Below are 14,158 nucleotides of genomic sequence, written 5' to 3' on the forward strand. Positions count from 1 at the left end.
AAATAATATGCTTTAATTACTGTTTTATCCCATAATCCATTTCGCCTTCTTGCCCAGCACACGATAGACAGCCCACACAATCAGCCACGAAACACCAAATGCCATGACAGACGCCACCGGTATCTGAATGCCCAGAGGCACACCCAACGTACGTACCAACAGTACGGAAGGACCGGTAAAGAAATAGTGTATCATATAGATACCGAAACCACACAAAGTGAGATTGGCAAGCGCTTTCTTGATTCCCTCCGAACGGAAGTTAACCTTTTTGCAAAGCATAAACACCGGGATGGTCATCATCACTACATTCAGCGAACAGTAAGTGAAGAAGAGCTCAAGCATCTCGTCACTGTATTCCGGCAAAGCCGTGATGTAACGGAAGCCAAAGAAGGTAACGGCATATCCTATCACAAACATTAGCAGACCGATTGCCAGAATCTTACCCAACGACCAGTCAAGGTTACGCAGATAGTGTCCTAATAACAGATAGCCATTGAAACCGGCAAAGTAATAAAACATGCCGAACGCATTCCATGAACAGGTTCCCCAAAGATATTGCGCTACAAACTGATTGTAGTACGGCAATAACAGAGTGACAGCCCATGCACCGAGGAACCACAACTTCGCCTTATCCGATGCTTTCTCCACCCAGGCAGAGAAGACGGGAAGATAAAGATACAAGCCGATCAACAGGTAAATATACCACATGTGTACATCTACAATGGAGAAATTAAAAGGAATCTGAGCAATGTAATCCAAAGAGATGGACAGCGACTGGCGCATCACTTCCTCACCCGAGTAAGGGAAAAAGTCGAGAATAATTTCGGGCTTGATGCCCAACAGACCGGTAATCCAGGGAAAAAGGTTGTAGATGACCGACCAGATGAGGAATGGCCATAAAACACGGGGGATACGTTTCTTATAAAAGACAGAGACTTCGCCGCGCACCGGCAGAAGCAGGGCTCCGGTAATCATCACGAACAGCGGTACGCAAGGACGAAGCAATGCCCCGTAGATGGCACCCCAAAGTTTGATTTCGTCAATATTAGGGGCAGTGCCCGGATAAAAGTTGAAAGGGTCCGTGCAGTGGCAACAGACAACGGTAAACATGGCAACGAAACGGACAACGTCCAGCCAGACAATGTGTTGAGGATTTTTCTGTAGTTCCATCGGGGAATTGTTTTACTGATAATGATTAAGGTGTTTATAATAAGAAAGGCATCTGTATAACACAGCATACAGACGCCTCTCACTCGAGTTAACATGATAAATAACCAATATTAATGACCACTCACCATATTCTTATTTGTTGCTGCAAGAGCCGCAACGGGGTTTAATTTGCTTGAAGAAGTCGTTGCCCTTGTCATCTACAAGAATAAATGCGGGGAAGTCTTCTACTTCGATCTTCCAGATAGCCTCCATACCCAATTCCGGATATTCCACACATTCGATGCTCTTGATATTGTTCTGGGCGAGGATAGCAGCCGGGCCACCGATTGAACCGAGGTAGAAGCCGCCATGTTTCTGGCAAGCATCAGTCACCTGCTGGCTACGGTTACCTTTCGCCAACATCACCATACTGCCTCCATGTTCCTGGAACAGATTCACATAAGAGTCCATACGTCCGGCAGTAGTCGGCCCCATAGAACCGCAAGCCATGCCGGCAGGAGTTTTGGCCGGGCCCGCGTAGTAAATCGGATGATCTTTGATGTACTGAGGCAGATCTTCACCACGATCCAGACGTTCTTTCAGTTTGGCATGAGCGATGTCGCGACCTACAATAATCGTACCGTTCAGCGACAGGCGTGTAGCCACCGGATATTTAGTCAGCTCCTTCAGAATATCTGCCATCGGCTGGTTCAGGTTGATCTTTACAACATCACCTTCGCCTGCGTTACGCAGTTCTGCCGGAATCAGGCTACCCGGATTAGAATCGAGTTTCTCGATCCAGATACCGTCTTTATTGATCTTACATTTGATGTTACGGTCGGCAGAACAAGACACTCCTAAGCCCACCGGACAAGATGCACCGTGACGGGGCAGACGGATGATGCGTACATCGTGTGCCAGATACTTACCGCCGAACTGTGCACCCAAACCGATTTTTTGAGCTTCTGCAAGTACTTCTTTTTCCAGTTCTACATCGCGGAATGCACGACCATATTCGTTACCGGTAGTAGGCAACTCGTCATAATAGTGAGTAGAAGCCAGCTTCACGGTCAACAGGTTCTTCTCTGCCGAAGTACCTCCGATTACGAATGCAATATGATAAGGAGGACAAGCCGCCGTACCCAGTGTCTTCATCTTTTCAACCAGGAACGGAACCAGAGTACCCGGATTCAAGATCGCTTTTGTCTCCTGATACAGATATGTTTTGTTGGCAGAACCACCACCTTTGGTCACACACAGGAATTTGTACTCCATGCCTTCTGTAGCCTCGATATCGATCTGGGCAGGCAAGTTACATTTCGTGTTCACTTCGTCATACATATTGAGCGGAGCGTTCTGTGAGTAACGCAGGTTTTCTTCCGTATAGGTTTTGTAAACACCCAGTGAAAGAGCTTCTTCATCGCAATAGCCGGTCCAGACCTGCTGTCCTTTTTCACCATGAATGATGGCCGTACCGGTATCCTGACAGAAAGGAAGCACGCCTTTGGCAGCCACTTCAGCGTTGCGCAGGAAAGTCAATGCCACGTACTTGTCGTTATCACTTGCTTCCGGATCGCTCAGAATCTTTGCCACCTGCTCGTTGTGTGAGCGGCGAAGCATGAAAGATACGTCACGGAAAGCGGTATTGGCCATAGCTGTCAGACCTTCTTTCTGTACCTTCAGCACAGGTGTTCCTTCGAACTCGCTTACTGACACATAGTCTTTGGTAAGCAGATAATACTCGGTTTTATCTTCCCCATGTTCGAACATAGGTTGATACTTAAACGGAGGTGTTGCCATATCTCTTTATTTTATTACGTAATGTTAGTTAGTGAGGCAAAGGTAAGAATAGTTTTCCAAAGTATGAATAAAGTGGTGAATTTTGTCAAGAGCGGATTTACTTATTATTAACGTTCGGAGAGCGTTTCTACGAAGAAGAAGAGACCGCTCCGGAAGAAAGGCTCATTTCTGTGGAATGCAACCGTCTGTCCGGACAAATGCAACCGTCTGTTTGGCCCGAAGCAAGGCTCTTCACATCACAGAGCAACGGTCTCGAGGGCATGGAGAGCCGGGGAAAGAGCAGAAAAGCCCCCGGCTCCGGGACACCGGGAGATAAGGGTACAAAAAAAGAGGAAGCTTTGCGGGCTTCCTCTTCTACTGCATTCTAATTTGAATATAAGTAATGAATCTGTTGACAAAGATACAACATCGGACAGGCAAAGTCAAGCATTCCGGGAATTATTTTAATCGTTTTCGCGATACAGGGAATAGGCAGCCTGCAATATCTTGTTCTTCAAAAGCGGTGAATAATCCGGATGACCGTCCAGGAAACGCACCACTTCTTCATAAGCCGGGCGGCTGAGATGATTGCCCAACAAGGCCGAGGCCCAGTTTTTCGGAAAGAAAATATCTCCGGTGCGTTGTACTTCCTCCAGCACCTCGAGTCCCGGACGGATGTATTTCACCGATTGCTCCTCGCGCAACGGATGGTTCAGATAACGTATCACGGCAGCCGTCCAAGGCTCTATCCGCCGGTTTTCCGCTACAAGCAGGCTGTTGAACAAAGTATCGAGCCGTGCGGTATCGGATACGACCGACCGTGAAATAAAATCGAACCGACGCAGACGGTCCGGATCATCAATCCGTGCCCGTTGTGTACGTAATATCTGTTCACTTTCGGCAGGCAGGCGGATGGCAAGTTCGTAAGCTAAAGTCGTGTAATCCTGTTGGTTCAACCGTTTGTCCGATTGCTCCTGCCACAAGGCATAAAGTTGCTTCACCATAGGTTGGGAAGTCGCATTCTGCATAAAATAACGCAGCAACTGCACCCGGCACGAAGGCAACGGATGATTCCGGCTGATGGCGTAGACCCGCGCCTCAACCTCTGCTATCTGTGCCGGAGCTACCCGCCGCATGGCACCCGCCAAATAACCACTCACTGTAGACGCTACCAGAGCGTTCTTTTCTGCAGGAAGCCCTGCCAACAGGCTGTTTGTCCAGTCGTCCGCCGAAATATGTTTAGCCAGGTAATTCTCATAAAGTGTCATCAAGAGTGATTGGCGTGCCGTATCGTCTTTTACCTCCCACCAATGTGCCAACAGCCACTTCAAAGCAGATTCGTCGGGAACGAACAAGCCATAACCTCTGCCATCGGTATTGGGCAACACCAACGAAGGTACAAAAGGAAGCTGTATCCGAACCAAAGTATCCGTCATATTCACCCGCAACACCGAATCGCGCTCTCCGCAAAGAGTGACGGCAAAACGCTGCGGCCAAAGCAAACCACGGTTATAAGGATCACTCTGACGGACCTCCAGTTCTTGTCCATCGATCCGGAAGTTCAGCGTAGGCATTCCTTTCCGGTTCACCCACACATCACTGAAGGTTGCCAAATCTTCGGACGCCTTACCGTCTAAAATGCGAATCAGATCGTCCCAAGTGGCATTAGCGTACGAATAGGTTTTCAGATACTCCTGTATACCACTCCGGAAGTTGGCTTCACCCATCCTGTCAACCAGTTTCTCCATCATCACGGGAGCCTTGTTATAGATGATCTGCCCATAGATCAGCCCGGCATTACGCAGATTATCGAGTGGCTGCCGGATGGCATTCGTCCCCAAAGTACGGTCCTCGGTAAGAGAAGCGGCATTAAAAGTCTTGAGCTTATTCAAGGTATGATTGATCTCCGGAAACAAGGGCTCGACAATCCGGGCAGCAAAATAATTGGCAAAAACTTCCTTGGTCCATACATCGTCAAACCAATCCATCGTTACAAGATCGCCAAACCACATGTGAGAGGTCTCGTGCGCAATCAATTCCGCCCGGTTCAACTCCTCGTCCGGAGTGGGATGTTCGCTCAAGAAAATCCCGTTATCATTATATAAGGTAGCTCCTGTATGTTCCATTCCGCCAAACTGGAAACCGGGAAGAACGATGAAATCATATTTGGCAAACGGATATGCGATCCCTGTATACTCTTCAAGCCAGTGAAGTGATGCCATGACTTGTCTGAAAACAATATCCAACTGTGCTATTTTCTTAGGGTCGGTCTCACGATAATAGGCGGCGATGGTACGCCCGTCCTGAGTATACTCCTGTCGCTCCAATTTTCCGGCCACAAACGAAAAGAGATAAGTACTGAGTGGTTCGGTCGGTGCAAAACAAACGGTTTTACGGTCACCGGCTACTGTTTCACTCCGGACGTATGTGTTGGAAACAGCTTTCCAGTCGGCCGGAACCTCAAGCTTTAAAGTAAACTCGGCTTTTAGGTTGGGCTGCTCAAAGCAAGGGAAGACGGTACGGGCACGGTCGGGAACGAGCAACGTATAGAGGTATTCATCGTTCCTGTTCAGCGACTGATTGCCGGCAATGAAACGAATCTGTATGTCATTCGCCCCTTTCGTTGTCAGCGAAGCAGGCAGAATAATGTGTTCGTTCTCAAAGCGCACATCACTTACCGGTTTTCCATTGGCAATGACTTCTTTAATTTTTCCACGCTCCTCACGAAAATCAATCAGGACTTCCTGAGCGACAGCAAGGTCGAAGCGCAAGGTGATATCACCGTCAATAGGTGTCTCCTTCTGCCGTGGAATGCTGAAACTGAGTTCATACTTCAAATTCTTAATCTCGGCTTTACGATGATCGGCAAGCTCTTTAGAAACGCCGGCATCATAAAAACGAGGGTTCTTCTCTGCTGTCCGGCAACATCCGGTCAGCAGGAAGAACCCGATCATTCCAAATAAAATGTGTATTTTCATAGCAAATATATTGTAGCTCGTAATTCCGTCACGCCAGTTGCCCGATACGGTTAATCAGCTCCTCACCCAGAGCAGTCTTATCATCAATATGTTGCAGCACGGCAGTGACAAACGGATTACTCTCAAAATCGCCACGTACCTGACCGAAATCCAACTTCATTTCATCGCGTGAGCCGTCGGCACCAAAGCCCGTCATAGACGAAAGTGAGAATTCCTTGCGTGCGTCATCATACACCATACGGTCCAGTCCGACCACTGCTTCACGCCAGGCACGGACAATAGCGATAACATCTTTTGCTGTAATGGTGTCGGGGTTCAAACCATAAAATTCCTGTATCTTATGGTAAGCCCACGTCCATTCGTAAGTATAATAGTTATCGTGCATCTCGGCAAAACGGGCATTCATACTCTTCAAACGGTCGATCTCACCACTTTCGATACCGGTAATCAGTTTTTCCACTTCACTTTTCGGAGCAATCAAACCGGCAATATCCACCCACTCGCCTACTCCGATTTCGGTATCCGGTTTCAGACGCCGGCGTATCTCTTCATTATCTTTGAAGTTAATCCCCTCAAGACGCTTAATGATGGAATTACCAAGAAACTTATGGATAGCTATTTCGTAATAGCGTATGCCGCTATTCAGCGAAGAGTTCTTGATCTTTGCGCTTTGGTAAGAATAGATCTCCGATGTCTCGCCGGACACCCGCTTCAGCTCTTTCAGTATAGAGCGCCCCTTGAACATCTTCTGGATAGTATATGGACTCAGTAGGTTGTAGTTTATATAGTCCAGGCGGTTCGGGTCCGTACGTTTGTCACGCTTCGGCCACTTCTGGGCATCGCGGATAGTCCCGACACTGCGCAGATTGACTCCCGGCACCAGATAAGTCGTATTCTGCTGCTCAATGAGGTAAGAGAAAGGCAGGTTCGAGGTATCGGCATGATTCACATGACGCCCCATCACCAATGAAAAAGCCCCCACACGCGCCGGCCACAAAATGTATGAATCGGAAGTAGTCTTAGCTCCTCTTTCCAACGTCCCCTGATGAATCGGTCCCAGTTTATACATATGATTACTCTGGTTCGACCCCGAACCGGCATTCATAAACGAAAACATACCGGCTATCAGCAAGGTAGACTTATGATGGGTTACGGTATACGGACCGGCAAAGATGGCACATGCTTCACCGTTCTCTCCCTGGCAGTTACTGAAAAACAGGGAATCGGAAGCAGAGTAGTTGTGTCCCAACTGACAGGCTTGCCCAACGAAGCAACGGGTCAGCATAGCTCCATCGTCCACATGAGAACCGGAGGAAATAATAAAGTCATCGCAAATGACACCATGCCCGATATGTACCGGAGCGGCTTCATTGCTGTTGATACTTCCGTTGTAAAGACGGCAGGTTCCGCAAATCCGGCAATGATCGCCAATACGCACATTCTTGATAGAACCGGTATTGAGAATCATCACATGGCTGCCGATGGTCCCCATCGCAGAAGCATGCTTATTGGAGTAATAGTCAGTGATCGCCTTCATCCGGCTGATCAGTTCCGGACGGTGCCGGTAAAGAGCCAGTATATAAGCTTGATGAGCAGACAGTTTGTCATTGATCAACACTTCGCGACCTCCCGTTTCGTTCAGCACGGCGGCCTCTACTCCATTACCGAACTGAGTCAGACCGTCCACCAGAATAATATCTACATTCTCAATGAAAGTGTCGTTTCCTATTTCGTAGTTGGCAATATAATTCTGGATATTCTCAATGCAACAGTTGTCGCCCACAATTACATTGTGCAAGGTGACATGCCTCAGACCGGAATGTTTCCTGATTCCTCCCGGCAAGATAAAGTCCGAATGGAAAACGCCCAGTTTCACCTCTCCCGAGAAACGGGTGTGATGCACAAATTCGGTTGTGAACTCTTCAGCGACCGCAACATGGTTCCAGTCATCAGCCAGACACGACTGGCTCTTCAACTGAAGAATTTCATCTTCAGTCAGTCTACGGTAAGTCTTTCCCATAATCCTCTTATTACAAACTACAAGTTACTCTTCGTCGTCGTAGGTCTGATAGAGAAAGTCGTTATAGGGATACTTCTGTACGTGCAATTCTTTTACTCGCCGATAAACCACACTCTTCAGTTCGTCTATATTGATTTTCTCACGGGCGGAGATGAACAGACAGTTATCTTCCATCTTAGCCATCCATGTTTTCATCAGTTCTTCAAGTGTCAAGTTCTCCTTTGTTTTGGGGGTAAGGTCGTCTGGTGCCTTTTCTACATAGGCATAGGCATCTATCTTGTTAAATATTAAAATCATTGGTTTTCCACCTCCACCGATGTCGGCCAGTGTTTTATTCACCACCTCTATCTGCTCTTCAAATCCGGGATGCGAAATGTCCACAACATGAACCAGCAGATCGGCCTCACGTACTTCGTCGAGGGTAGACTTAAAGGAATCCACCAGGTCAGTAGGTAGCTTACGGATGAACCCGACCGTATCGGAAAGCAAGAAAGGCAAATTATCGATAATCACCTTGCGTACCGTCGTATCGAGTGTGGCAAACAGCTTGTTTTCAGCAAAGACTTCACTCTTCGCCAACAGATTCATCATGGTCGATTTACCCACATTGGTGTAACCTACCAAAGCTACACGGATCATGCGTCCGCGGTTCTTACGTTGGGTAGACTTCTGCTTATCTATTTCGGCGAGGCGCTCCTTAAGCAGTGACATACGGTTAAGGATGATACGGCGGTCCATCTCCAACTGAGTTTCACCCGGACCACGGAGACCTACCGAACCTCCTTTACCACTTCCGGAACCACCACCCTGACGTTCAAGGTGAGTCCAAAGACGTTGCAGACGGGGCAACATGTATTTATATTGCGCCAATTCTACCTGAGTCTTGGCATTAGCCGTCTGGGCACGCATGGCAAATATATCAAGAATCAGTGAAGTACGGTCCAGTATCTTCACTTGCAGTTCAGCTTCGATGTTACGTATCTGCTTGGCCGAGAGTTCGTCATCAAAGATGACCATTCCCACTTCCCGGTCCTCTTCAGCCTCTGTTCTTATATATTCTTTAATTTCTTCCAGTTTTCCTTTTCCCACATAAGTCACCGAGTTAGCCGTCGGCAACTTCTGCGTAAACCTTTTCACCACTTCCGCCCCGGCTGTCTCAGCCAGAAATGCCAGCTCGTCGAGATATTCATTGGTCTTGCGTTCATCCTGTGTCTGAGTGATGAGACCTACCAGAACAGCAGTTTCGACTTTGGCTTCGGATATTACAAATTCTTTCATTCTACTTTATACCTTATTATAATATGGCGACAAATATAGCTATTTTCGTAACATACTAAAAGAAAAAATCGCCCAAGTGTTTCTACCTGAGCGATTCTTTATTATTTATTGACTATTTATTTATTAATATCTTTATTCAGCAGCAACTCAACCTGAGGTATCGGCCAAGTATATTTTTCATCGGACGGACCCACATTAATTGTTTCATTCGCACCTACCTTAATGAAACGTTCCCCACGTCTCATAATATCAATACCACGGATGCCCTCGCCTATAAACTCAAGGCGTTTCTCGTTGTAAATAGCTTCTTTCAGTGCATCACCCGTCAAGTTATCGATCTTCAACGGATCCGTAGCTACATCTACCGAACGTCCTCTGACTTGTTTCAACAGGCTTTTGGCAGTAGCTTCACCTCCGGCCTTGTTGGCATAACATTCGGCAAGGTCGAGCAAAGTTTCGGCATAGCGAAATAATAATAGTATTGATTCGATTACTAAAAAGACCTGTGCCTAAAGCAGATGCTTTCGACGCAGGTCCTTCTAATGACATATTAAGAGTTATCTGCTAATATCCTTCGTTCTGAATTAGTTTTCCTTTTGAAACATTGATCTCAGCAACAGGAATAGGCATTACAGTACGATAGTCATCATACTTCACCTCTTTTACTGCCGGATTGTTAATAGACTGTTTATTACGCCAGTAATCCCAAGCGGAATGGTTTTCTCCATAAAGTTCAAGACGGCGTTCTGTCAGAATGTCATCCAAAGTAACGGTAGCCACATCTGTATACCCCTGAATACGATTTTTACGCAATTCGTTGATATAATACGCTGCGTCACCACCTGTCTTCAGGGCTGCTTCTGCTGCAATCAAATAAACTTCAGACAGACGAATCACTTTCGGATTGTTTACATAAATCTGTCCGTCTCTTCCCGGATACTTCTGTATATACCAACCCTTGTTAGTCTTTCCGTCCGTATCAGTTTCTTCAGCGATCAATTCGCTTCTGATATCGTCTGGACGTGATTGTAGGAAGGTTTTGAAATTTTCTGTAATTCCCGCTTCGGCATATCCTTCGGCATGTGTATAATATCCCAAAGAATTGCGTTGAGGATTATAGAGAGATGTTACCATGATTTCAAAAATACTTTCATTACTACCTTCTTTAAGCCATGAACCGATATATTCACCTCTGGTCAACAGCTGATAGGGAGAGTGTTCAATGACATACTTAGCATCTGCCAATGCTTCCGCATTTTTATTCATATACAGATAGACGCGGGCACGAAGCGCACGGGCTCCCCAATAGTCGATATGCCCCAGTTCTTTGTGACCTGTCTCTGACAATTTGTTCAATGCTGTCTGCAAATCTGTAAGAATCGTTTCATAAGTTTTAGCGATAGTGGCTCTTTCACCTATATATCCTGATTCATATACCTGTGTAGAAAGAACAATCCCCAAATCATCGTCTTGCGCATTAGAGGGTAACTTAGCAAACAAACGAGCCAGATCGAAATGGAATAATGCACGAAGGGCATACAGTTCTCCTTCCATAGCTTCTACGTCATCCCCTTTTAATTCAGCTTTTTGAACACTTTCAAATATCTTGTTGATTCTTGCTAAAGATAGATAAAAACGCTTATAGAAATTAGATGCGTCCGTGCTGTTTTTAGTCGCTTGATATTTGGATACATCAGTCGCTTGGTTATTTTTACCAATACACTGAAAATCGCTACCCCTCATATCGGCATATAATCCAAAATCACCGGCATAACTACCTCTGGGATTTGTTCCTAAATCGATAGAGGAAGTTTGTGACTGATAAACACCATTCACTGCATATTGCAAATCTTCCACCGTTGCAATAGCTCCTTCCGAAGGCCATTCAGCAGAAGGGGTTTTGTCAAATGTATCGCATGCCGATACAGACAAGGCTAAAATTAGAGTAAAAATATATAACTTTTTCATTCTATCGTCTATTTATTAAATTAGAATTGAATATTGATACCGAAAACACAACTTCTCAACTGAGGTGTATCAGCTTGTCTGTATCCGTTCATTGCTACATCGGGATCTATGTTTTTAGTTTTTGACCAAAGCATAGCCAGGTTATTAGCTCTAAAATAGATTCTGCAAGTTTTCAAATAGTTCTTCCAGACAGGCAGTGTATATCCAAAGGTCAGTTCTCTCAAACGAATGTTATCGGTCGATTTGATTGTACGACTTGAAAATCTATCCCAACGGTAAGGATTACCATAAATAGGCATCGGATTATCTACCTTGTCACCCGGATTTTTCCAGAAATTTCCTGCTACATCAGCATCAAGATTGGTGCTACCAAGTCTCACGCCATCGTGGTGAGAGAAATATCCCGGATAATCAAACATATCTCCACCAAACTGATAAGTGATCAGGAACGACAAATCAAAATCCTTATAAGTGAATGTGTTAGTCAAACCTCCTAACACATCAGGCAATGCTTTTCCTACAACGCCTTTGCCTGCTTCCGAATAATAGTTCGTTACTCCTTTAGAATGATCGTTCGGGTCAAGCCAGAACTCGCCAAGTCCTGTTTCTGCATTTACACCCTTCCACTCCGGCAAATAGAAAGTATACATTGATTCGCCCTCACGATGCAGATACATCTCTCCGTCACCATATTCAATATCCTTGCTTTCAGGCAGTTTATCTACCAATGAACGCTGATAAGTCATGTTGAAATTGGTTGTCCATGTAAAGTTCTTGTTCATGATGTTTTTAGAGTTTACTTCTAACTCTACACCATCATTCTTCAAACTACCCAGGTTTTCCCAACGATTCTCAAAACCAGTGACCAGAGAGGTTGGAACCTTAAACAGCAAATCAGTTGTTTTCTTATTATAATATTCAATAGACAGGTTCACACGATCGTACATGTTCCATTCGAATCCCACATTAAAATTCTTCGATTTTTCCCAACTCAGTTTGTCATTGCTAATGCTTGACCAGTAAATAGCCGGATTATTACCATATCCTGAGCCCGTAAACAGATCCATGTATCCATAATAACTTCCTGGCAGGTTACCATTTGTACCAAAAGACGCTTTGATCTTGAAGTCTGTGAACAACGGCATGTCTTCCATAAAGCTTTCTTTACTCAATCTCCATGCACCGGATACTGACCAGAAGCTTGCCCAACGATTATCTTCACTCAAACGCGAAGAGCCATCACGACGGAAACTTGCTGATAGATAATATTTGTTATCATAGTTATAGTTACCGCTTGCAAAATATGACATCATTCCTGCGCCGAATGTAGCGCTTGATGCCTGATCGGGTTGTCCGTTTGATAACTCAGGATAATGGCTTGAGTAATTTTTAGCCACAGTAACAATCTGAAGCAGATCTCTGTTCTCTACTTCAAAACCTGCCATCAAGTCCAGATTATGCATATCTTTAAATGTATCAGAATAGCGCAATGTAGATGAACTGGTGGCAACGCGGCTTTCAAAGCTATAACGTGATCCCATACCTGCAACAGATGCACCATTCACACTATTACGATCCCAATATTCAAAATGTTTGTTATCTATATAGTCATAGCCAAAAATCGTTTTGAAGTTCAATTTATCACAAAATCGGATATTAACATCAGCATTTGTCAAACTACGAAACATCTTACTCTGGATCCACTCCAGTGAATATTTACTATCTTTCCCTCCTAACATCAAATGTGGATTCGAAGCTTGTCCCCAAGCAGCATTCTCATTGTAGCTTCCATCTGCATTTTTAACCGGAGAAGTGGGATCCATCGCAAACAAGACTCCAAGAGGTGATGACGTGCCCAAACCTTGACCCTGATCTCCTTGATCACGGAAACCATTCTGAGTTGTTGCTGTCACCATCTCTTTGAGAGATACTTCCAACCATTTATTAACTTTATGATTCACATTCAAACGCCCTGAAATACGTTCGAAATCACTACCTAAAACAATACCTTCACTCTTATTATAACCTACACCAGCATAGAACTGTGTATTCTGCGTACCCCCATTAATCGATACCTGATGGTTTTGTGTAATGGCAGTTCTATAAATTTCGTTCTTCCAATTGGTATCAATGCTTCCATCCGGATTGTGAAGAAAGCCTGCCATGTCAGCATCGGTTACCTCTTGCAAAGCTTCTTCTTTTGTAGGTACACCTTCATAAACCATATAATAGTTGGCCAGCCCTTCTCGAGTGTAATCAATTAAATCAGAACTCTTCATCATTTTGAACTGATTCACGGCCATTTTATTCCACCCAACTTCTCCAGAGTATGTCACCGTACTTTTACCCTCTTTTCCTTTCTTTGTCGTGATGATTACTACACCGTTAGCGGCGCGAGACCCATAGAGTGAAGCAGCGGCGGCATCTTTCAATACGGTCATACTTTCAATATCATCCGGATTTAAAGTACTTAAAACACTCTGCGTTTTTCTATAATAGTTCATATCATCATCCGATTTAGTAACTACTCCATCAATCACATAGAGAGGAGTCTTAGAACCACTGATAGAACCGACACCACGAATATTGATTTCTCCCATGGAACCCGGATCTCCTGTAGCAGAGGCCGTGCGTACACCGGCCATCTTACCCGACAAAGCTTTATCAAATGATTCTCTCGATCCAGAAACGATTTTATCAGCCTGTATTGTTGATGCTGATCCTGTGAAGGATGACTTCTTTGCAGTACCATAAGCTACAATCATCACTTCATCAAGCGTCTTAGAGTCAGTCTTTAATATCACTTTAATATTAGGTGCAATTGCTACCTCAGCAGTCTGCATACCGATATACGAAATTTGCAAAGTCTTTGCAGAACTGTAGTATACACTAAAATGCTTATAATGTGCGTATTACACAATGATATTGAACTTAGTAAAAAGAAAAAAAGATTTATTAAAACGCTTATTATCAAAATACTACAAAT

The 14,158-nt window shown here is 45.0% G+C and carries 8 protein-coding genes and 1 pseudogene; 1 reads left to right on the forward strand and 8 read right to left on the reverse strand.

The window, feature by feature from the left end:
• Positions 1-24: 24 nt before the first annotated feature.
• A complete protein-coding gene (locus FDF36_RS14810) occupies positions 25-1,170 on the reverse strand; it encodes an acyltransferase (protein ID WP_220391859.1) in 1,146 nt (381 codons plus the stop codon).
• 132 nt (positions 1,171-1,302) lie between these two features.
• Positions 1,303-2,949 carry a fumarate hydratase gene (locus FDF36_RS14815; protein ID WP_005775362.1) on the reverse strand — a complete coding sequence of 549 codons (1,647 nt, stop codon included), beginning with the start codon at positions 2,947-2,949 and terminating at the stop codon, positions 1,303-1,305.
• Between the two features lie 170 nt (positions 2,950-3,119).
• Here FDF36_RS14815 and FDF36_RS14820 point away from each other — a divergent pair, with 170 nt between their 5' ends.
• Entirely contained in the window at positions 3,120-3,317 is a 198-nt protein-coding gene (locus tag FDF36_RS14820; RefSeq protein WP_220391860.1) for a hypothetical protein, read from the forward strand.
• Between the two features lie 75 nt (positions 3,318-3,392).
• Here the strand turns inward: FDF36_RS14820 and FDF36_RS14825 are convergent, their stop codons facing one another.
• The 6 genes and pseudogenes from FDF36_RS14825 to FDF36_RS14850 form a co-directional block, all read right to left on the reverse strand.
• Positions 3,393-5,906 carry a M1 family metallopeptidase gene (locus FDF36_RS14825; protein ID WP_220391861.1) on the reverse strand — a complete coding sequence of 838 codons (2,514 nt, stop codon included), beginning with the start codon at positions 5,904-5,906 and terminating at the stop codon, positions 3,393-3,395.
• A gap of 28 nt (positions 5,907-5,934) precedes the next feature.
• Complete coding sequence (locus tag FDF36_RS14830) at positions 5,935-7,926, reverse strand: DUF4954 family protein (RefSeq protein WP_220391862.1); 1,992 nt, start codon at positions 7,924-7,926, stop codon at positions 5,935-5,937.
• Positions 7,927-7,950: 24 nt separating this feature from the next.
• Positions 7,951-9,204 carry a GTPase HflX gene (gene hflX / locus FDF36_RS14835; protein ID WP_220391863.1) on the reverse strand — a complete coding sequence of 418 codons (1,254 nt, stop codon included), beginning with the start codon at positions 9,202-9,204 and terminating at the stop codon, positions 7,951-7,953.
• Positions 9,205-9,320: 116 nt separating this feature from the next.
• A pseudogene (locus FDF36_RS14840) lies at positions 9,321-9,677 on the reverse strand (RagB/SusD family nutrient uptake outer membrane protein); the annotation flags it as partial.
• A gap of 91 nt (positions 9,678-9,768) precedes the next feature.
• Positions 9,769-11,172 (reverse strand): RagB/SusD family nutrient uptake outer membrane protein, encoded by a 1,404-nt coding sequence (locus FDF36_RS14845; RefSeq protein WP_220391864.1) that lies wholly within the window; start codon positions 11,170-11,172, stop codon positions 9,769-9,771.
• A gap of 20 nt (positions 11,173-11,192) precedes the next feature.
• A complete protein-coding gene (locus tag FDF36_RS14850) occupies positions 11,193-14,015 on the reverse strand; it encodes a SusC/RagA family TonB-linked outer membrane protein (protein ID WP_409013160.1) in 2,823 nt (940 codons plus the stop codon).
• Positions 14,016-14,158: the final 143 nt, after the last annotated feature.

Origin of the sequence: Bacteroides fragilis (assembly GCF_019583405.1) — a bacterium.
GTDB classification, from domain to species: Bacteria; Bacteroidota; Bacteroidia; order Bacteroidales; family Bacteroidaceae; genus Bacteroides; species Bacteroides fragilis_B.

What these genes read in the sequence shown, in the direction of transcription:
- FDF36_RS14810 (WP_220391859.1), bottom strand. Translation starts at nt 1,170, where the DNA reads ATGGAACTACAGAAAAATCCTCAACACATTGTCTGGCTGGACGTTGTC.
- FDF36_RS14815 (WP_005775362.1), bottom strand. Translation starts at nt 2,949, where the DNA reads ATGGCAACACCTCCGTTTAAGTATCAACCTATGTTCGAACATGGGGAA.
- FDF36_RS14825 (WP_220391861.1), bottom strand. Translation starts at nt 5,906, where the DNA reads ATGAAAATACACATTTTATTTGGAATGATCGGGTTCTTCCTGCTGACC.
- FDF36_RS14830 (WP_220391862.1), bottom strand. Translation starts at nt 7,926, where the DNA reads ATGGGAAAGACTTACCGTAGACTGACTGAAGATGAAATTCTTCAGTTG.
- hflX (WP_220391863.1), bottom strand. Translation starts at nt 9,204, where the DNA reads ATGAAAGAATTTGTAATATCCGAAGCCAAAGTCGAAACTGCTGTTCTG.
- FDF36_RS14845 (WP_220391864.1), bottom strand. Translation starts at nt 11,172, where the DNA reads ATGAAAAAGTTATATATTTTTACTCTAATTTTAGCCTTGTCTGTATCG.
- FDF36_RS14850 (WP_409013160.1), bottom strand. Translation starts at nt 14,015, where the DNA reads ATGCAGACTGCTGAGGTAGCAATTGCACCTAATATTAAAGTGATATTA.